Origin of the sequence: Moraxella sp. CTOTU47724, assembly GCF_032014955.1 — a bacterium.
GTDB classification, from domain to species: Bacteria; Pseudomonadota; Gammaproteobacteria; order Pseudomonadales; family Moraxellaceae; genus Faucicola; species Faucicola tetraodonis.
In genome coordinates this window covers 1-21,085 of sequence record NZ_DALZSV010000043.1, presented here as the reverse complement: position 1 = coordinate 21,085, position 21,085 = coordinate 1, and the positions used below count along the sequence as shown (strand labels likewise).

Annotated in this window: 19 protein-coding genes; 13 read left to right on the top strand and 6 right to left on the bottom strand. The window is 44.0% G+C overall.

The genetic code is table 11. The annotated features are described in order from the left end of the window. Window positions 1-77: 77 nt before the first annotated feature. Window positions 78-1,010 (bottom strand): 1,4-dihydroxy-2-naphthoate octaprenyltransferase, encoded by a 933-nt coding sequence (gene menA, locus RTR63_RS08865; RefSeq protein ID WP_312523787.1) that lies wholly within the window; start codon window positions 1,008-1,010, stop codon window positions 78-80. Between the two features lie 84 nt (window positions 1,011-1,094). Beyond that, window positions 1,095-3,644 (bottom strand): Tex family protein, encoded by a 2,550-nt coding sequence (locus RTR63_RS08860; RefSeq protein WP_312523785.1) that lies wholly within the window; start codon window positions 3,642-3,644, stop codon window positions 1,095-1,097. 570 nt (window positions 3,645-4,214) lie between these two features. Here RTR63_RS08860 and ompR point away from each other — a divergent pair. Beyond that, entirely contained in the window at window positions 4,215-4,988 is a 774-nt protein-coding gene (ompR, locus tag RTR63_RS08855) for an osmolarity response regulator transcription factor OmpR (RefSeq protein ID WP_007117331.1), read from the top strand. A 59-nt stretch (window positions 4,989-5,047) separates the two neighbouring features. Then, on the top strand, window positions 5,048-6,130 hold the full coding sequence (locus RTR63_RS08850; RefSeq protein WP_312523784.1) for a CobW family GTP-binding protein: 1,083 nt from the start codon (window positions 5,048-5,050) through the stop codon (window positions 6,128-6,130). Window positions 6,131-6,198: 68 nt separating this feature from the next. Here RTR63_RS08850 and RTR63_RS08845 read toward each other — a convergent pair whose 3' ends face one another. Next, window positions 6,199-7,011 (bottom strand): NRDE family protein, encoded by an 813-nt coding sequence (locus tag RTR63_RS08845; RefSeq protein ID WP_312523783.1) that lies wholly within the window; start codon window positions 7,009-7,011, stop codon window positions 6,199-6,201. Window positions 7,012-7,196: 185 nt separating this feature from the next. Between RTR63_RS08845 and RTR63_RS08840 the strand changes: the two genes are divergently transcribed. Further along, a complete protein-coding gene (locus RTR63_RS08840; RefSeq protein WP_312523782.1) occupies window positions 7,197-7,931 on the top strand; it encodes a glycosyltransferase in 735 nt (244 codons plus the stop codon). A 52-nt stretch (window positions 7,932-7,983) separates the two neighbouring features. Here the strand turns inward: RTR63_RS08840 and RTR63_RS08835 are convergent, their stop codons facing one another. Beyond that, on the bottom strand, window positions 7,984-8,805 hold the full coding sequence (locus tag RTR63_RS08835) for an enoyl-CoA hydratase/isomerase family protein (RefSeq protein ID WP_312523781.1): 822 nt from the start codon (window positions 8,803-8,805) through the stop codon (window positions 7,984-7,986). Between the two features lie 239 nt (window positions 8,806-9,044). On the opposite strand from RTR63_RS08835, the gene RTR63_RS08830 reads away from it, so the two are divergent. The 6 genes from RTR63_RS08830 to RTR63_RS08805 all read left to right on the top strand — a co-directional run bounded on the left by RTR63_RS08830 (window position 9,045) and on the right by RTR63_RS08805 (window position 13,852). Then, window positions 9,045-9,563 (top strand): MarR family transcriptional regulator, encoded by a 519-nt coding sequence (locus tag RTR63_RS08830; protein WP_239741379.1) that lies wholly within the window; start codon window positions 9,045-9,047, stop codon window positions 9,561-9,563. A gap of 12 nt (window positions 9,564-9,575) precedes the next feature. Beyond that, the gene (locus RTR63_RS08825; RefSeq protein WP_312523780.1) at window positions 9,576-9,815 is read left to right on the top strand and encodes a hypothetical protein; all 240 of its coding nucleotides are present in this window, start codon (window positions 9,576-9,578) and stop codon (window positions 9,813-9,815) included. A 48-nt stretch (window positions 9,816-9,863) separates the two neighbouring features. Further along, the gene (locus RTR63_RS08820) at window positions 9,864-10,811 is read left to right on the top strand and encodes a TIGR01777 family oxidoreductase (RefSeq protein ID WP_312523778.1); all 948 of its coding nucleotides are present in this window, start codon (window positions 9,864-9,866) and stop codon (window positions 10,809-10,811) included. Window positions 10,812-10,829: 18 nt separating this feature from the next. Continuing rightward, a complete protein-coding gene (locus RTR63_RS08815; RefSeq protein WP_076775308.1) occupies window positions 10,830-11,234 on the top strand; it encodes a thiol-disulfide oxidoreductase DCC family protein in 405 nt (134 codons plus the stop codon). Window positions 11,235-11,703: 469 nt separating this feature from the next. After that, window positions 11,704-12,024 (top strand): DUF485 domain-containing protein, encoded by a 321-nt coding sequence (locus RTR63_RS08810; RefSeq protein ID WP_312523776.1) that lies wholly within the window; start codon window positions 11,704-11,706, stop codon window positions 12,022-12,024. Window positions 12,025-12,208: 184 nt separating this feature from the next. Beyond that, complete coding sequence (locus tag RTR63_RS08805; RefSeq protein ID WP_312523786.1) at window positions 12,209-13,852, top strand: cation acetate symporter; 1,644 nt, start codon at window positions 12,209-12,211, stop codon at window positions 13,850-13,852. 75 nt (window positions 13,853-13,927) lie between these two features. Here RTR63_RS08805 and RTR63_RS08800 read toward each other — a convergent pair whose 3' ends face one another. Beyond that, the gene (locus tag RTR63_RS08800; RefSeq protein ID WP_007117343.1) at window positions 13,928-14,947 is read right to left on the bottom strand and encodes a 5'-nucleotidase; all 1,020 of its coding nucleotides are present in this window, start codon (window positions 14,945-14,947) and stop codon (window positions 13,928-13,930) included. Window positions 14,948-15,412: 465 nt separating this feature from the next. Here RTR63_RS08800 and thrS point away from each other — a divergent pair, with 465 nt between their 5' ends. Both thrS and infC read left to right on the top strand, forming a co-directional pair. Further along, entirely contained in the window at window positions 15,413-17,341 is a 1,929-nt protein-coding gene (thrS, locus tag RTR63_RS08795) for a threonine--tRNA ligase (RefSeq protein ID WP_312523775.1), read from the top strand. 35 nt (window positions 17,342-17,376) lie between these two features. Further along, on the top strand, window positions 17,377-17,874 hold the full coding sequence (gene infC, locus RTR63_RS08790) for a translation initiation factor IF-3 (RefSeq protein ID WP_172460503.1): 498 nt from the start codon (window positions 17,377-17,379) through the stop codon (window positions 17,872-17,874). 78 nt (window positions 17,875-17,952) lie between these two features. Here infC and RTR63_RS08785 read toward each other — a convergent pair whose 3' ends face one another. Then, complete coding sequence (locus RTR63_RS08785; protein ID WP_144918633.1) at window positions 17,953-18,237, bottom strand: GNAT family N-acetyltransferase; 285 nt, start codon at window positions 18,235-18,237, stop codon at window positions 17,953-17,955. A 285-nt stretch (window positions 18,238-18,522) separates the two neighbouring features. Here RTR63_RS08785 and ettA point away from each other — a divergent pair, with 285 nt between their 5' ends. Then, entirely contained in the window at window positions 18,523-20,184 is a 1,662-nt protein-coding gene (ettA, locus tag RTR63_RS08780; protein ID WP_060995255.1) for an energy-dependent translational throttle protein EttA, read from the top strand. Between the two features lie 111 nt (window positions 20,185-20,295). Further along, window positions 20,296-20,925: a hypothetical protein gene (locus RTR63_RS08775; protein WP_312523774.1), complete on the top strand. Its 630-nt coding sequence runs from the start codon at window positions 20,296-20,298 to the stop codon at window positions 20,923-20,925. Window positions 20,926-21,085: the final 160 nt, after the last annotated feature.

Genomic DNA, 21,085 nt, shown 5'->3' with positions numbered 1-21,085 from the left:
TCGCTGCCAGTGAGTGCGTATTATACGCTTTTCTTTCCCCCTGTCAATACCACTGTCAAAAGTTTTTTCATTTATTTTCAAATTAGTTTTTTATAGTTAAAGATAAGAATACTTAAACTCATCAATATACTGGTCGCTAGAGTGATTAAGACAATTTTGGCTAGCTCTGGTGCTAGTGCATTTGAGGGGATATTTTCATCACTATAATGGCGAACCATTTTAAGATGTTTGGCAATCGGAGAGACTAGAACAAGTAGGCTTAATAGATAAAAATTTTGTCGCAAGGTCACAAAAGTAATTAGTAAAAAATAAGCACCCAACAACATGAACCGATACAGGTGGCTCATGCTTTCTTTGCCTAAGGTGGTGGCAAGGGTATTTTTACCAGCGCTTGTATCTGTGTCAAAATCCCGCATATTGTTAATCATCAATACGCAAGTGCATAGCAGGCCGATCACCACGGCAGCAATAATATCCCTCACACGGATAAATTGTGTTTGTAGGTACACGCCCCCTAGTACATTAACTAAGCCGAAGAATAAAAATACTGCTATTTCGCCTTTCGCATTGTACCCATAGGGGTTTTTACCCATGGTATAGGTCACTGCGGCGATAATCGCGATGATGCCCAATGCTAAGAAGGTGAAGAAATCGGTCAGACTGTTAAAGCTCAGCCAAAGTAAGCCAATACCGCAGCCAAAAATAAACAGTGCCCAACTTATGATTAATTTTTTAAGGGTACTGGGATTGATTGTCCCTTGGGCAGTCTGTCTGTCGAATCGATGGGCATCCGTACCCCGTATACCATCGCCATAGTCGTTGGCTAAATTAGATAAAATCTGTAGTCCTAAGGCAGCCCAAAGGCTTAGCAAAAAGATTTGCCAATTTTTGGTTTCGAAGCTGCCAATACGGGAGTATGCCAACGCATTGGCTACTATGATGCCAGCCACCGCTAATGGATAAGTGCGTGGGCGAGTCGCTTGCCAAAATGCTTGTAAAAATTTGACCATCACTCACTCGAAACCTTGTATCACCAATCGCAACATCTAAATGGATTTAGCCATTTGGATGCACGTTTACCAATGATGCGGGGTTTATGTTGATTTTTTTAGACCTGCTTGCGCCAACAATGCACCTAAGCTACCAATTTTTTGCGGTTTGTCGGCTCCTTGGTTTTGCGGTTTAGCGGCTTTGTCACTACGTTGGGGTTTGCCCGAATGTTTGGCTGATTTGCTGCCGCGCTCGCTATGGTCTGCGTGTTTTTTCGCCGTACCACCCACTGATTGGTTGGTATTTTTTGCTTTACTAGCGGGTGCTTTTTCAGCAGGTTTGGCTACCATTGGGGTGTCTGACTTCATGCTAAAGCCCACGCGTTTGCGTTCGGCATCCACTGAAATCACGCGAACGGTGACGATATCACCTGGTTTGACATGATTTAACGGATCGGCGATAAATTCGTTACCCATCTCTGAGATATGTACCAAGCCATCTTGATGTACGCCAACATCAACAAAACAACCAAAACTTGTCACATTGGTGACCACGCCTTCAAGCGTCATGCCTTCGGTTAAATCGTTGAGGCTATTGACATCGTCACGGAACTGCGCTGTTTTAAAGCTCGGTCTTGGATCGTGTGCAGGTTTGGCTAATTCTTGTTTGATGGCAGCGGCTTTCAGCGTTGCTTGCTCGGCATCATTAACCTCATCGTTTGCGGCAGCGACCAGTGAAGCGGTCAGATTGTTAAGCGCTGACTCGTCACCTAGCACATCGTTGAGGTTATTGTCAGTTGAAGCCAGCCATTGTTTGACCATCTCGTAGTTTTCTGGGTGTAACCCTGTTGCATCTAACGGCTCATCACCGCCACGAATGCGTAAAAAACCTGCCGCTTGTTCGAAAGTTTTGGCACCCAATCTTGGCACGTTTTTGAGCTGTTCACGATTCGCAAATGCGCCGTGTTCGTTGCGGTAGTTGACAATTTGCTGCGCCACATTGACATTGAGACCTGCGATATAAGACAAAATCGCAGGGCTTGCGGTGTTAACGTCTACGCCCACCGCATTCACGCAGTCTTGCGTGACTTTGGTTAAACTATCGGCTAGCTGCGTTTGGTTGACGTCATGCTGATATTGACCCACACCAATGGCTTTGGGATCGACTTTAACCAGCTCAGACAAGGGATCTTGCAAACGACGGGCAATCGATACTGCCCCACGAATGGATACATCAAGCTCTTGTAATTCTTGCGATGCCAGTTCGCTCGCTGAGTACACAGACGCGCCAGACTCATTGACCACCACAGGCACGGCTTTGATATCCCCAGTGCCCTGCGCGCTGTGTTCTGCCAAAATTTCTTTGATTAAGGCATCTGTCTCACGGCTAGCCGTACCATTACCAATGGCGATTAAATGCACATGGTGATTTTTAAGTAAATCGGCAATGGTTTGTTTGGCTTCATCGACCTTATTGTCTGGAGCAAATGGATACACCGTTGCAATCGCAAAACTATCATCGCTATTTTTGGCAACATGACCTAGGCTATCAACCACAGCCATTTTGACGCCATGACGGATACCCGGATCGACGCCTAAAATCGTTTTTTGACCCGCTGGCGCTGCCATTAATAGATGCTGTAAATTGTTTGCAAACACGTCAATTGCTGCAGATTCAGCCGTTAAGCGTTTTTCTGTGAGCAAACGATGCTCAATATGCGGACGCCATTTGTCCAACCACAGTTTTTTGCCCAGTGACAATAAAAACTGTTGACGGTCACTAGGCTCGGCAGCCGTTAAGTTAAATGCCTGATTAATCTGCTCAATAAATGGTGCATCCTCGCCTTCAATGGCAATCGTCAGTACGTTGTCTTGGCGACCGCGTAGCATCGCTAATAATCGATGATTGGGTAGACGTGCCAAGCTTTCAGCGTGGTCAAAATAGTCTTTGTATTTTTCGCCGACTTCCCGTTTTTCCTCGCCCACTAAACGGCTATGAATTTGGGCGATTTTACCAAAGCCGACGCGCAGTTTGTCGAGTAGGTCAAGCTGCTGTGTCCACTCATCGATAATAATGGCACCGATGCCTGATAGCTGTTTTTCTTTATCTTCAAAAATTGACGCTTCGGCTTCGCCGTTTTCATTCTGTACAGGTGCTGGCGCTTGATAATCTGATAGTGCTGAGGAGGGGCTTACCGAGTCATTTAAAACCGCCAAGGCAATTGGCTCAAGTCCTGCTTCACGCGCTTGGGTTGCCAGTGAGCGGCGGCGCGGACGATACGGCAAATAAATGTCTTCTAATTCAAGTTTGGATGCCGCTTGATTGATGCGTTCACTCAATTCATCGGTCAGCTTATTTTGTGAGGTCAACAGCTCAATGATTTTTTGGCGGCGAATCGCCATATCTCGTTCATAGCTGAGCGATTTTTCCAGACTACGCAACTGTACGTCATCGAGCCCGCCGGTTTGGTCTTTACGATAGCGTGCAATAAACGGAATCGTCGCGCCATCATCGTAGAGTTTGACGAATGCCATCATTTGGTTGAGTTTGATACCAAGATTGGCAGCTAATTTTTGATAAATGGCTTGCTGGACTTGCTCAGAGAGTACATCTACCGCTGGATTAGCCGCAATGGCAGTAACGTTTGTAGTCATATTTTTGCCTAACACTTATAAGGATGAACTCAAAACTTCAGAGTTCACGCATTATAACAAAACAATACAAAAAGATAATAGGTAAACGCTATTTTAACAAAAATCTTTAGTGAATTTTTACCTTGCCAATTATACCCCTGTTGCTAAACTAAGATTTTGCTAACTGATGACTATATCATAGGTGGCTACCCTACAAGCTAACGTCGCATTTTTAGCAAAATCACTACAGCAATCGACACATTTTTTTGCTTTAATAACCGCATAACCACGCAAATTTAGCTAAATAATAAGATTGATAATGCTTGCAAGTTGTAACCAATCGTTTCAAAATACCTTTATCAGTCACTAATAAAAATTTTTATACCCATATATTTTATAGCATTGCCTGTCCTAACCATCAGGGTTAACACGCTAATGGAACATATTTAGCCTTTATAAAAAATAATTGGGTGTTTATGAAAACTATGGAACGAAAATAATGTAGCGAAAACAACATTCGAGTGCAAATAACATTGGTGATAGGAATATTGGTAATAGGAATATCGACAATAAAAATGAGGAAAATAATCAATGAGTGATGACATCAACCCCACTGTAGAATCTACCCCCAATCAATCAGCCGCCGGCGATATGAATCAGCGCATTTTGGTCGTTGATGATGATGCGCGTCTTCGTACTTTATTGCAACGTTTCTTAGAAGACGATGGTTATATCGTACGTACTGCGCATGATGGTAGCCAAATGGACAAACTGATGCAGCGCGAGTTATTTTCGCTGATTGTGCTTGATTTGATGCTACCTAACGAAGACGGTATCAGTATTTGCCATCGCTTACGCGCAGAAAACTCCGATATTCCGATTATTATGTTGACCGCTAAAGGTTCCGATGCCGATCGTATCGCAGGACTTGAAGCAGGCGCGGATGATTATCTGCCAAAACCCTTTAACCCCAAAGAATTATTGGCACGTATTAAAGCCGTATTGCGCCGGCAAACGCGTGAATTGCCAGGCGCACCCAGTCAGCAAATGGAAGTGGTCGAATTTGGGTCATGGACATTAGATTTATCAACGCGTACCCTAAAGCGTGATGGCAATATCGTGACCTTAACCACAGGTGAATTTAGTGTATTAAAGGCTTTGGTACAACACCCCCGTGAACCATTAACCCGTGATAAACTGATGAATCTGGCACGCGGCCGTGAATGGGGCGCAATGGAGCGCTCAATTGATGTGCAAGTATCGCGTTTACGCCGTCTCATCGAAGATAACCCTTCGCAAGCGCGCTATATCCAAACCGTTTGGGGCGTGGGCTACGTGTTTGTACCCGATGGGGCAGAAAGCTAAACGAGCCCTATTTAAAAGAGCGAATTAAGAAAGCCAAGTTAACAGAGTTAAGAACTTTTATGATAAAACCTTTGATTTCAAACACGGCCTGTCACCTGGTGATGGGCTTTTTAGGTTCTGGAAAAACCAGTTTTATCAACGCCTGTATCGCCCATTTTCAGCACCAAGAAAAGTGGGCGATTTTGGTCAATGAGGCAGGTCAAATCGGTATTGATGAAAAGCTATTGACGGGTAATGCTGACCATGATTTAGCGATTCGCCAAGTATCTGGTGGCTGTATCTGCTGTACTTCGCAACTGCCGCTACAGATTGCGCTCGCTCGCTTGACGTCTGAGTATAGACCTGACCGATTATGGATTGAGCCAACAGGGCTTGCACACCCGCGAGAACTGATTGAGCAGCTATCTGCAGCCCATTGGCAAACTGCGCTGTCGCTAAAATCTGCCATCAGTATCGTCAATGCGCGTCATTGGCAAGATGCCCGTTATCGTGACAATGAAGGCTACCAAGCGCATGTGCGATTTTGTGATGTGGTGGTGATTAATCGCTTTCATGGGTTGGATGACAGCCAAAAAACCCAACTAACCGCATGGGTAAAAGGCTTAAACCCTAAAGCAAAATTGATTTGGCAAGCAGAACAAACGCTGAGCGAAGACAATCTGCGGCAATTGCAACAAGCGCTCAAGCAATCAAGCCAAGTGCTTGCCGAGCGTAGCCATTACCAAAAAATTAGCTTAACAAGTTTTGCTCAGTCCCCCGCTCTATCCACCACCCAAGCCGACCCGACCCAATCACCAACAGCTGCCAATGATGACTTGCCATTTCGCTATCATGATGTACAAAACGGCTATCAAATCATCGGCTGGCGGCTGTCAGCCGACTGGACAATTGATATGACTGTGCTGATGGAATGGCTGTTGACACTGCCCAACTGGCAACGTATTAAATCGGTGGTTCATATCAAACATACGCATGATGAGCAATGGCAAACCATGAATTTTACCCCTGATTCGCTCGATTTGGTGGCCTGTGAGCCACAAACCGATAACCGTATTGAAGTGATTTTTTTGGATAACACTATCGAATTGGATTTTGATAGGCTCGATACTGAGCTGATGATGATGTTTGGGCATATCCATTAAGCTTGCGGTTGATGGATAGCCCATTTTATTGTCTATTTTTTTGATTTTTCGGCTGTTTTTTTCATTGATTATGTGGCGTTAACATCGGGCGTGATACGGATGATAGTGTCATTTTCCAGGTTTTTTTCTTGCATATCAAACCCTGTATGCGTGATGGTGAGCAAGGTACTCACGCGCGTCCCATAGCTACTTCCCAGCAGCTTGTCGAGGCGATTGGCAGGAATAAAGATGGAAGACAACGCCAATTCTGTCTCCATACCTAACCCTGTATCAGGTAGCTGCGCGATAGGCGCTTGTTCACGGTCTTGCAGTATCTCAAATGCCACATTTTTCCAATTGGCTGTTTGCCAATCCTCATGCCCAGCAAGCAGCGGCAACAACTCTTGTCGTACTCGCCTGCGCAGTTTTTCCGTTTTAAACCATGCCGTATTTGGTTGACCATTGGATAACACGTATAAGCCTTTTGCCAATACCTCGATGCCATACCCTTTATTGTTGAGCAGCACCGCTTGCTGCCGATCGCCGATGACTAGATTAAACCCATCGTAGCAGGGCAAATCAATTTGCCTTGCGAAAGCTAGCGGCGACCACTCACCACTTAAATAATCAAGGATTAACTGACCGCGGGAGGTGGCAAAGACAGGCTTATCTTTGATAATCTCTCGGTAGTTTAAAATCACCCCCCAGCGCCCATGCTCAGGATCGATACCCAACCAAGTGCCCCCTGCTTGCGCATCTTGCCCCGCGATGATTTTTTTTCCATTCGGCAATTGCCATTCACGCAGTGCGCGCGTAGGACGCTGCAAAAATTCATCCCGATTGGATAATAATACCAAGGGTTTATCCTCAAACAGCTGCCAAGCCAACGCCACAATGCACATACTTTATTCCTTCTAACTGGTTACCATACCATCGCCCATTGAATTCTGCATCCGCTCGATTACTCATTCCCTAGCTTAGCACCCAAAACTTTTTTGGCAATCACCAAATCGTCATATTGTTCATTTATGATAAAAAATCTAAAAAACTGCCGTTTTAAACGATTGTTGCCCTTGTGAATGAGCTTATGACGCCAATTAGCATTGTGATTATTACCCTAAACGAAGCCGAACGTATCGGTAATATTTTGCGTGACTTAGCCCAGCAAAGCTACCAAAATTTTGAAGTCATCGTGGTGGATTCCAACAGCGAAGATGACACCTGTCAAATTGCAGCCAGTTTTCGCCACCAGTTGCCCGCGATAAGCGTACATAAAATGTCAAAGCGTGGCGTCAGCTTGGGTCGTAATACAGGGGCAAGCTTAGCCAAAAATGAACGAATACTGTTCCTAGATGCCGATGTGCGGCTGGATGCAGACTTTTTGCAAAAAGCCACTCAATTATTGGATAAAAAATCCTTGAAAGTAGCCGGTGTATACATGAATGCTGACCACCTAAAACCTTGGTTTACAGTGGGTTATCTGCTATTTAACATAGGTATTTTTGTTAGCCAATTTTTATCGCCAACGGCGGTCGGTGCGTGTATTTTTTCCAATAAATCTGTGCATGAGCAATTGGGTGGATTTGATGAGTCTATCACCCTGTGTGAAGATTGTGACTATGTCAATCGCGCCAAAAAAATCACCCGTTATCAGATGCTACCGCTCACCTTTCGCTTTGACCCACGCCGCTTGCAGCAAGATGGCTATTTTAATACGGGCTGGAAATACCTGCATGCCAATTTATATCGTTTCTTTGTTGGCGAAATCCGTGATAACAAAATCCGCTACCAGTTTGGGCATTATGGTACACAAAAAAAATAGCGTCGGTGGTGACGCTAGTTTTTGCAGGATTTTTTGGAGCTTGCCCTATACTTTATCGCCCTTTGAACTCAGCAGGACGCTTTTGCATAAAGGCGGTAATCCCTTCTTTAAAGTCCTCACTGGTCGCCATTTGCATTTGGTAAATTACCTCTTGGTCTAGCGCGATATCTAGTCCTGCAAATGCCACTTGATTAATCGATTGCTTCATTGCTGCCAGTGCCAAGGTTGGCAAGCTTGTGAGGCGGTCGGTCAGTTTTTTCACTGCCGCATCAAGCGCATCTTGACTCACCAGCGCATTCACCAGTCCCAAATCTTCTGCCTTTTGCGCGGTGATTTGCTCACCCAACATCACAAGCTCAGTGGTTTTGGCGGCACCAATCAACTGAGACAACAGATAAATACCACCGCCATCAGGCACTAGCCCGATATTGACAAAGGCTTGTAAAAATTTAGCATTGTCACTGGCGACGCGAAAATCACACGCTAACGCGATATTCATGCCTGCGCCCGCACACGCGCCATTAATACACGCGATAATCGGCTTGCTGATTTTGCGGATACGCCGCGTGATATCAGCAATGCCAATGGTCAGACTATGCGACATTTTCAGTAAATTTTCGCGGTTATCTGCGCCTGATAGCATCTCGCGAATATCACCACCGCTAGAAAATCCCTTGCCCGCGCCTGTGATGACAATCACTTTGGCGGCTGTGTCGTATTGGGCGTAATCAAGGGCTTGATAAAGCTCGGATTTCATCACGCTACTGAGCGCATTGAGTGATGCTGGATCATTGAGGGTAATCGTCGCAACACTATCTGCAACATCATACGTGACTTTTTGAAAGGTGGGTTGTTGTGTTTGGGTTGCCGTCATGGGTCATCCTTTTACCAAAGAAATAAATACCAAAAAAATAAAAATAATGAACCCCTTCATCTTACCGAAATTATTTTTTTTTGGGAAATAAAACGCGACTTGTAAGGTCAACAATCCAAACCCCACCACAAAATTTTTACAATTTCCAAAATTTCTGTATTGACAGAAATATATAAAAAGCTCAAACTAATTAAAAATTGATTGATTTATATCCATTGACTTACATATAGGGCTAAAAAGTGCAACTCACACCTACCATGGAAAAATTTGTCTTACATTGGGGCGAAATGGGCAATAAATGGGGCGTAAACCGTACCGTTGCCCAGATTCATGCCTTGTTATTTTTGGCAGCCAAGCCGATGAATGCCGAAGAAATCCAAGAGACCTTAGGCGTGGCGCGTTCAAATGTGAGCAATAGTATCAAGGAATTGCAGAGCTTAAATCTGGTACAAACGGTACATACGCTCGGTGATAGGCGCGATTATTTCACTACGGGCACGGATGTGTGGGAATTGGCTAAGGTGATTGTCGAAGAACGCTATCGCCGAGAGCTTGCGCCGACGGTTGGATTCTTGGCAGATTTAATCAATGAGCCAGAATTTGCCGCAGAAAGCAAAGACATACAACAACGTATCAAAGACACCCACCAATTTGTCGATACGCTGACGAGTTGGGCGAACGAGATGCTAAAACTTTCTTCCACTACGCTCAATCGTATCTTAAAACTTGGGGCGACGATTCAGAAGTTTTTGAAATGATGGATTGGGATAATGACTGCAACATTGAGAAAAACAGTACTTTCTAGCGTTTGGCAATATTTTAGATTATTTGTTATTGGCTGTTTTGTGACATTTTTTATCTTTGTAATAGCCTTTCATGATATTAATAGATTATTTACTTCTAATACTCTAGTAACATGGTCAGGCATCTTGGTGTTTAACGGCAGACTTGCAATAGTTGGCGGTTTAAGTAGTGTAATCGTTGGCAAATTGGTTTTACCAAAAAGCTAAAAATTTTACCCATAAATTTCAGTTTTGACAGAAAAAAGGAAATAAATCATGAAAATACTTATCACAGGCGGTTCAGGATTTTTAGGCACAGCGTTAACACAATCATTAAAAACCCATGGCGTAAAAGGTGACACTGCGTCAGTCACTTGGGTATCTCGTTCTGTAGAAAAAGAGAAAACCAAAAATATCGCAGACGACGTTATTAGCTATGACGATCTTGCCAGCACCGATCAGACGTATGATGTCATCATCAATCTAGCGGGGGCGGGTATTGCCGACAGCCGTTGGACGGAGGCACGTAAGCAAGAATTGTTTGATAGTCGCCTAAAACCTACACAAGCGGTAATTGACTATATTGAGCGAATGGGCAACAAGCCAAAACTATTGATTAGCGGCTCAGCCATCGGTTGGTACGGTATCCAACAGGAAAACGACCCAACCGCGCTTGATGAAACCAGCCCCATGACAAAAACCGACTTCGCTCACGAAATTTGTCAGGCATGGGAGCAGCTAGCTTTGACTGCCCAAGATGCTGTAACAGATGCCGTAACAGACGCTGTGCCAGTTGCGATTGTGCGTACAGGGGTGGTGATTGCGCCCGAGGGGGGTATGGTTGGGCGACTGATTACCCCATTTAAAATGGGCACCGGTGGTAAGCTTGGCAATGGTCAGCAAATCATGAGCTGGATTAGCCGTAGTGATTGGGTGCGTGCGGTGATTTTTATCATTGAACAAAACCTGACTCACACCCTGCCCACTCAGCAAATTTACAATTTGACCAATCCAACGCCTATTAGCAATGCTGCATTTACCGATGCGATGGGCACTTGGTTGCACCGCCCTACTGTGATGACCCTGCCCGCCTTTGTGGTCAAGACCATGTTTGGTGAAATGTCGACGTTACTGTTGGATGGGCAGCGCGTTGTGCCCACAGCGCTACTGGATAAAGGTTTTGAATTTAACGACTTGACCGTATTAGATGCCCTAAAAAGCTAATCTTCGGAGACTGTTAATATGATTACCATGTACTATGATGATACCTGCCCTGTCTGCCGTACCGAAGCCTTGCATATGGCAGAGAAAAAACCTGACGCCATTCGCATCGTTCCGATTGATGACGCACGTGACGAACTTGCCAAATTTGGTATTAGCGAAGATGAGGCGATGACTTATCTGTGTGTGCAAGATAAACAAGGGAACATGCAAAAAGGCATGGATGCTGTACGACTGCTATACAAAACCGCACAACTGCCATTTGCAACCGTGTTTGAATGGCCTGTGGTGAAACAAGCCAGTGATATGATTTATCCTATTTTTGCGCGACATCGCAACTGTGTACCCAACTGGATGACCCAACTTGTCTATGGTAAAGTCGCAGCAGACTGCAAAGACGGTATGTGTAGAACTCGAGGCAAATAAATGCCGTTTGGTTTAAATGGCGGTATGTACGCTCAATGATTTATTTATCATGGATAGCTTGATAATTTTTAATGGTCATTGGGCGTTACAGTCATGATGGTGCAATCATGATTAGGCACAATGATTATTAGTCACGCTTATGAGTATCAAGTTATATCTAATAATTTTGGGTACGTTGATAACGTTGTCACTAATTTTCAACTAACATTCTACAATTTTTTTACAGTTTGAGAAAAAACAGCTAGATTTTTTAACAATTTTCATTTAATAATAGCAACTAATCAGGAAGATGAGATTGTTTGTATCATTTAAGACAATCTATTACGTTTAGCATAGCGGATTTGCTTCACCATATTGTTGTCTACTGTTATTGTCACCCAATCGCTATCTTCCTTGTCGGTTTTGACACTGATTGTTGAATTAATCATCAATGAGTTGTCTTTTTCATTCATTTACAAGGAGCGTTATCATGGATGAGGCACAAATTCAGCGTATCATTAATCATTCTGAGTTCCAAAGCATGGCAAAGAGAAAAACAAGCCTAGGACTTACTTTTTCTATCATTACTTTAATTGTGTGGTTTGGTTATCTATTACTTGTGGGCTTTGATCCTGAAATGTTTGCTGCGCCACTGTCAGCAGGCTCGACTATCCCTATTGGCTTTTACATTGTTGTTGCCATTATGATTTTTGTACCAGTCATCACTTGGATATATGTCAGCAAAGCCAACGGCGAATTTGACACGATGACTCGTAAAGTAATCGATGATATCAACAGTGGTAAAGTATAACCTCACAGGGATTGTGTTGGGTTTTCAATTTTAAAATTGTGCTTTTTATAACAATTTTGACATCATTTTTGACACCATGGAGGGTGGCATGTTACAACAACAATATAACGGCCTGGCTGTTAAAGGCTTGCACAAGCGTATCGGCAAGGTTTCAACTGCCGTAAGCTTGACGCTAGTGGGTCTGATGGCACAGATGCCAGCATGGGCAGCGGGCGCCCTTGAAGGCGAAGTAAAAAAACAACCGCTGAATATCTCAGCCATTATCATGTTCTTGATTTTCGTTTTGGCAACACTCGGTATTACTTACTGGGCGTCAAAACAAAACAAAACCGCAAGCGATTTTTATACCGCGGGCGGCGGTATCTCAGGTACCAAAAACGGGATTGCCATTGCCGGGGACTATATGTCAGCGGTAACCTTTTTGGGGTTATCGAGTATGGTTTTTACCGTCGGTTATGATGGCATGATTTATACGCTAGCCTTCTTGATTGGCTGGCCAATTATTTTATTCTTAATCGCTGAGCGGCTACGTAACTTGGGTAAATTTACCTTCGCAGATGTGGCATCTTATCGTTTTTCCCAAACCCCTGTACGTATTTTTGCGGCATCCGGTACCTTGGTCGTCGTCGCGCTATACTTGGTTGCGCAGATGGTTGGTGCGGGTAAACTGGTTCAGTTATTATTTGGATTAGATTATATTTACGCAGTCATCATCGTTGGTGTGTTAATGATGGTTTACGTATTGTTTGGCGGTATGCTAGCCACCACTTGGGTGCAGATTATCAAAGCAGTTTTATTGATGTCAGGTGCGACTTTCATGGCCCTCATGGTCATGAACCATGTTGGTTTTAGTTTTGAGAATTTATTCAAGTCAGCTGTTGCTGCCCATAGCAAACACGAAGCGATTTTATCGCCTGGTAAATTGGTTAATAATCCCATTGAGTCTATCTCATTAGGTTTGGGTCTATTGTTTGGTACAGCAGGTTTACCACACGTCTTGATGCGTTTCTTTACGGTGCCAGATGCCAAAGCTGCGCGTAAATCGGTGTTGGTGGCTGCAAGCTGTATTTCATACGTATTCTTCTTAATTGTTCTTATTGGTTTAGGTGCCATTGTTATCCTAGCTGAACATCCAGATTATTTCACGACTGTGGTTAAAGATGGCGTAAGCTCACAAGCACTCATCGGTGGTGCCAACATGGCAGCGATTCACTTGTCCCATGCCGTGGGTGGTAACCTATTCTTAGGCTTTATCTCGGCGGTTGCTTTCGCGACTATCCTAGCGGTTGTGGCAGGTTTGACTTTATCAGGCGCCTCAGCGGTCAGCCATGACTTGTATGCTAGTGTTATCAGAAAAGGTCAAGCGAGACCTGAAGAAGAGATGCGTGCATCAAAAATTACCGTGGTTGCGTTAAGTTTATTGTCAATCGTGACCGGTATTATCTTTGAAAACCAAAACCTTGCGTTCATTGCAAGTTTGGTATTTGCGGTCGCGGCATCTGCTAACTTCCCGATTCTTTTCTTAGCGATGTTCTGGCGTGGTCTAACCACTCGTGGTGCGGTAATCGGTGGGTTTGCAGGCTTAGCAGTCGCAGTGTTACTGATTATCTTAGGACCTGCGGTTTGGGTAGATATCATGAAACACGAATCACCGGCTTTCCCATACAAAAACGTGGCGTTATTTAGTATGCCTGTGACCTTCATTCTGACATGGATCGCATCTATCACTGACAACTCACCACGCGCTGAGTTAGATAGAAAAGGCTTTGATGCACAGTATGTACGTTCATTAACCGGTATCGGTGCGTCAGGTGCATCTGACCACTAATCTAATATTCAATAAAAAATACCGCTTACCATAAGCGGTATTTTTTATATGGGTTTTTTATAAAAGCTACTAATTTTATCCTTGATGAATCTCAACAAGGTTTTGGGTTGCCGTGGCATCAGCTTGTTTGACATACAATTTTGATTTTGAACTGTAAGGCACTAGCCCTGAGGGTACGACGCCTTTAGCAGATTCGTAATTATGAATGGAGTCATCGAAGAAAATATGGGGGGCAAAGGTTTGCAGTACATGGCGTTTATCCAAGCCACCTAAAAAGAATGCCAGATCCACATTGACGCCCCAATTACGCAATGTCTTAATCGCGCGCAAATCAGCAGGCGCATTGCGCGCCGTCACCAGTGCAATTTGAATCGGTGGATGCTTGATTTTAGCAGGCAGGCGTTTTTGTAGTTTAGAGAGTTTAATTAAAAAATCCGCATACGGGCCTTTATTCATCGGCACATCACTCATTTTGGCTTCATAATCATGAAACGCTTTGAGTCCTTGCTGGCGCGACAATAGCTCCCCTGCTTCATCAAATAACACGGCATCGCCATCAAATGCAATGCGTAGCTGATTGGTGTCTAGCTCTTTCATATCAATGGGCGGCGCATCTAATATCGCGCAGGCACACACGCCTGCATCGGTGACTTGCTGGGCATCGTCATGATTGGTGGTCAAAAACAAATCCACCTTAAAATCTGCCACATAATCCGCCACCCCTTCGCCTGAGGTAAATGCCGAGCGACTAATGGGTAGTCCATGACTACGCAGCGCATTTAATACTTGAATACCGGTATCTGGGCTGTTTTTTGACATAATCACCACTTCAACCATGGGCGCAGCTATGCCCTCGCCCTTGTCATCGGTTGCACAATGCTGATTGAGATTGAGTAAGGCTTTGATAAGCGGATAACCCGTCCCAGTTTGCAAGGGATCATTTTCACGTTCAATCATATAGCTGCGAAATTTATCAATCGCCGTTTCTGGATCTTCGGTTAACGCTTGTTGAAAAAACCGCTCAGACTCCGATAGGTCAAACAATGCCGTGGCAGAGACCGCCACAATTAATGTATTGGAAAAATCAACTGACATAAAAATGCCCTTAATCAATCGTGTTGTTATGAAGCATAGCACTCACTATGCTGTAGTTATATAAGTTTTGCCACGGGTAATCTAGATTATTCCTGTAACTTGTTGGTGTAAAGACCCCACAGCTTAGTGTCAAGACACTCAATCAAATTAAAGATACTCAGTCAAATTGTAGATACCAAGCATTGGCTGTCGTCTATTGCAGTGTTTTTTACGCGGCTATCATGAGCTGTCTCATTTTCTGTCATAACTGCAAGCAATTCTATCAGCAAGTTGGTTTCATCAGCGCAATTTGTTATAATAGCTCGTTTACGCTTTTTACAAAGCGACGAATTCATGGGATTGTAATGCCTATCTAGACACGGTAAGTTTGGATGGGCAAAGTTTTTCCCTTTTTTTATTCCCATCTCTCACGGTTACATGACCGATAGTAACGGTCATCACTGCCAAAGGACAACAGGAGCAATTATGGTAGCCATTACCTTACCAAACGGCGATATTAAACAATTTGATGGGCAAACGTCAGTCATGGAAGTGGCGCAAAGCATCGGCGCAGGGCTTGCCAAAGCCACCGTTGCAGGACGTGTCAACGGCAAATTAGTTGATGCGTGTGACCCGATTACCGAAGACGCCAGCGTTCAAATCATCACGCCAAAAGACGAGGAAGGTGTGGAAATCATTCGCCACTCGACCGCTCACTTACTGGGTCATGCTGTCAAACAGCTGTATCCTGAGGTGAAGATGGTTATCGGTCCTGTGATTGAAGAGGGTTTTTATTACGATATCTATAGCGAGCGCCCATTTACGCCAGAAGATATGGAAAAAATCGAAGCGCGCATGACGCAATTGATTAACCAAGATTACGATGTCATCAAAAAAATGACACCGCGTGACGAGGTTATCAAAGTATTCCAAGACCGTGGCGAGACTTATAAATTACGTCTTATCGAAGATATGCCGAATGAAACCCAAATGGGTTTGTACTATCACCAAGAATATGTTGATATGTGCCGTGGACCACACGTGCCCAACACCCGTTTCCTAAAAGCCTTTAAACTCACCAAAATGAGTGGTGCCTACTGGCGCGGTGATGCCAAAAACGAGCAACTTCAACGTATCTACGGTACCGCTTGGGCAGATAAAAAAGACCTAAAAGCTTATATTCAGCGTATCGAAGAAGCGGAAAAACGCGACCATCGTAAAATAGGTAAGGCGCTTGATTTATTTCACATGCAAGAAGAAGCGCCTGGCATGGTGTTTTGGCATCCCAATGGCTGGACGATGTGGCAAGTGCTTGAGCAGTATATGCGCAAAGTACAAAAAGATAACGGCTATCTTGAAATCAAAACCCCGCAAATCGTCGATAGAAGCCTATGGGAAAAATCAGGTCACTGGGAAAATTATGGCGACATGATGTTCACCACCCATAGTGAAAAACGTGACTATGCGATTAAGCCGATGAACTGCCCGTGTCACGTGCAAGTGTTCAATCAAGGGTTAAAATCCTACCGTGACTTGCCATTGCGTCTTGCTGAGTTTGGCTCATGCCACCGTAATGAGCCGTCAGGTTCGCTCCATGGCATCATGCGGGTGCGTGGCTTTACCCAAGATGACGCCCATATTTTTTGTAGTAATGAGCAAATCAAACAAGAAGCCCAAGATTTTATTAAGCTTACCCTTGATGTGTATAAAGACTTTGGTTTTGATGACGTGCAAATGAAACTCTCGACTCGCCCAGAAAAACGGGTCGGTGCTGACGAACTATGGGACTTGGCAGAAAAAGACTTAGCGGACGCATTGGATAATGCAGGGCTTGACTGGCAGTATCTGCCAGGGGAAGGCGCATTTTATGGACCAAAAATCGAGTTTAGCCTCAAAGACTGTCTTGGCCGCGTATGGCAATGCGGTACACTGCAGCTTGACTTTAACCTGCCAGAACGATTAGGTGCGGAGTTTGTCAATGAGCAAGGCGAACGTGAGCGCCCTGTGATGCTACACCGTGCGATTTTGGGGTCATTTGAACGCTTTATCGGTATGCTCATCGAGCATTACGCCGGCTGGATGCCAGTCTGGCTTGCGCCGCAGCAAGTCGTTGTCATGAATATTACCGACAACCAAGCCAAAGCCTGTCAAAAAGTCGCCGAACAATTGAATCAAGCCGGACTTCGTGTCATCACCGATTTGCGTAATGAGAAAATTGGCTTTAAAATTAGAGAACGCACCCTTGAACGCATTCCTTATATGATTGTCATGGGTGATAAAGAAGTAGAAAGCAACCAAGTTAACGTCCGTACTCGTGAAGGTGACAACCTTGGCGTGATGAGTATCGATGCCTTTATTGACTTGGTTAACCAAGCGACCGCCCAAAAAGGGCGCGTCAAATCAAAAACAGCGTAGGAGTAAGTATTATTAAGAGTTCAAACCGATTAGACATCAACGAGGAAATTCGTGCCAAAGAGGTACGCTTAGTCAAAGAAGACGGCGAACAAGTTGGTGTTGTGGATATAAAAACGGCTTTGCAGGCCGCCCGTGATGCTGAGTTGGATTTGGTCGAGATAGTACCAGACGCTCAGCCTCCTGTTGCCAAAGTGATGGACTACAGAAAATATCTGTACGACCAAAAACAAAAAGCCAAAGAAGCCAAAAAGAACCAAAAACAAACGCAGCTTAAAGAAATCAAATTGCGTCCTGGTACGGAAGAAGCCGACTATCAAGTCAAACTTCGTAAAATCCGTGAGTTTTTGGAAGACCAAGACAAAGTCAAAGTCACCATTCGCTTCCGTGGTCGTGAGATGGCTCACCAACAAATTGGCTTGCAGCAACTTGAAAAAGTCATTGCCGATACAACCGATGTTGCCAATGTTGAACAACAACCGAAAGTTGAAGGTCGTCAAATGGGTATGCTACTTGGACCTACCAAGAAAAAATAATGAGCAAACCCTAACTATAAAAAAACCACATCAACCTATGTGGTTTTTTTATTGGCGTATTGACCCATTAATAAAAGTTTAAGCTTTTAAATCACTGTATTCGGGGTGCTTTTGCAGATAGCTTGCCACGTAAGAGCAGGCTGGCACTACTTTTTTACCTTGCTTGCGGGCATAGTCTAGCGCGTGCTTGGTGAGCTCCCCTGCAATGCCGCGCCCGCCAATCGCGTCTGGCACAATGGTATGGTCATATACGATGACATCACCATTATCCACATAGCTTATATAGGCAGTAGTGCCATCAACGGTGGTTTCAAAGCGTTGTGATTGTTCGTTATGGTGAATCGATAATTGTAAATCCGACATGGTTGTCTCCTTGTGTATTCTTTTTTTTACTATGCTATCTGTGACTTGGTTATTTGTCGCTTGGTTATTTACCATTTGATAGTAGCACAGCCACTGTCCATGACTTGTAAAAGTTTTTGCCTATTCGGTATGGGGTTTGCAAATGATTTTCCCTAGGCTTTTGCCTTGCCCCACCCCGTTAACAATGCGATAATAAGCGGTTAAATCTTACCATTTTTCAAATTTTTTGGCGTGGATGATACGCCTTACCTTCACTTGCTATTAGCTAACTTAAACAGGAAGAACATGGCTCAATATATTTATACCATGAACAAGGTATCAAAAATTGTTCCACCCAAACGGGAAATCCTAAAAGACATTAGCTTGTCTTTTTTCCCCGGTGCAAAAATCGGCGTGCTGGGTCTCAACGGTGCCGGTAAATCAACACTTCTTAAAATCATGGCAGGCGTGGACACCGAGTATAACGGTGAAGCGCGTGCGCAAGCGGGTATCAAGATTGGCTACCTTGCCCAAGAACCGCAGCTAGACCCTGCCAAAGACGTGCGTGGCAATGTGGAAGACGGTGTGCGTGAAGCCTTAGATGCATTGGCGCGCCTTGATGAAATCTATGGTGAATATGCGCTACCCGATGCCGACTTTGACAAACTTGCCGCCGAACAAGGCAAGATGGAAGACATCATCCAAGCATGGGACGCCCATAACCTAAACAACCAGTTAGAAAAAGCCGCCGATGCGCTGCGCCTACCCGCGTGGGATGCTGACGTGAGCAAATTATCGGGTGGTGAAAAACGCCGCGTCGCCCTTTGCCGTCTATTGCTATCCAAACCTGATATGCTGTTACTGGACGAACCAACGAACCACTTGGATGCCGAATCAGTCGCTTGGCTTGAGCATTTCTTAAAAGACTATAGCGGCACTATTGTAGCGATTACCCATGACCGCTATTTCCTTGATAACGTTGCCGAGTGGATTTTGGAGCTTGACCGTGGCTATGGTTACCCTTACCAAGGTAACTACACCGAATGGCTTGAGCAAAAAAATAAACGCCTAGAGCAAGAGCAAAAGCAAGAAGAAGCCTTTGCCAAAGCGCTGAAACAAGAGCTTGAATGGGTGCGTAAAAACCAAAAAGGTCAGCAAGCCAAGTCCAAATCTCGCTTGCAACGCTTTGAAGAGTTGAACTCCAAAGAGTTCCAACAGCGTAACGAAACTGCCGAAATCTACATTCCACCAGGACCACGTCTTGGCAACAAAGTCATTGAAGTCAACAACATCAGTAAATCATTTGGTGACCGTTTGCTATACGAAAACCTATCCTTCACTGTACCTCCGATGGCGATTGTGGGGATTATCGGACCCAATGGTGCAGGTAAAACCACGTTATTTAATATGATTACAGGTAAAGATAAGCCAGATACAGGCACAGTTGAAGTCGGTGAATCAGTGAAAGTGGCGTATGTCGGACAGGTGCGTGATGAGCTAGACGACAAAAAAACCGTGTGGGAAGAGGTCTCCGACGGTCTTGATATGATTACCGTGGGCGAATACACCACGCCTAGCCGTGCCTATATCGGACGCTTTAACTTTAAAGGTCAAGACCAACAAAAACTGGTCGGCAGCCTGTCGGGTGGTGAGCGTAACCGTCTGCAACTTGCCAAAACCTTAAAGCAAGGGGCAAACGTGCTGTTACTCGATGAGCCATCAAACGACCTTGATGTTGAGACGTTGCGCGCGCTTGAAGATGCGGTGGAAGTGTTCCCAGGTACGGTGATGGTGGTGTCGCATGACCGCTGGTTCTTAGACCGTATTGCCACCCATATTTTGGCGTTTGAGGATGAAGGTCCGATTTGGTTTGATGGTAACTACTCGGAGTTTGAAACATATCGCAAAAAACAGTTGGGCGCGGATGCCGAGCCAAAACGCATGAAATATAAAAAGATTGCGAAGTAATGCTTATTTAAGCCTGAGAAATTATCCAATCTTATTGGATGTGTCTGGATAATTTCTCAATAATTGTCAATAAACCTTTGACTTTTGACTTCATGCTACAATGGGGGTTTAATGGGTTTTAAATCTAATGCAATTAATGAGTTAAAGACTAATTTTATTGGTATATCGGTTGGAGTCGCATCTCTAATTTTTGGCATTATTACATGGCTATTATCTCAGTTACAAGCAAATTCATCATCTCAAGTAACAGACCCTGGGAACCTTTCCGCAGCTTTTAATGTTAGTAATATGATGGTTAGTATGGCGTTCTTTTTGTTTGTGACAACATTTGCGTCAACTCTTTCTAGATTATCAGCTAAAATTAATGGTTTTTTTGCATTTTTTATTTCTATAATTTTAGCAACTTTATCAATATTTTTAAGTTATATCTTTTTAAATCTTAATCCACCCAAAATTTTAGATAGTGTCAGTTTGCATAATTTGAATAATATTTTATTTTATGCAACTATGGTTCTTTTCACAGCTATTTGTGGAAAATCTTTTGGAGCATTTATGGCTAGACCTACTAGTAATATGGAAAATGATTCTGAAACAAGCGACAATGAAATAATGGGTGGTGTACTGTTAGCTTTATTCGTATTGTATTTATGGGGACAGATGGTGGATTACGGACAAAATACACTGATAAAAAGTTTTCTTCCTGAAAACTGGCAACCAATAGCTGAAGTAGAAAAAAAATAATAATAATTATTTAAGAACTAAAATAAAAAACCAACTCTTAAAGTTGGTTTTTTTATTCAGATTTAAAATTAAAACAACACCCGCACGCGGATGGTTTCTGGGATATTTTTGAGTGCTTCAACCGCTTGCGCAGAATCTCCGCTACCCACATCCATCACCA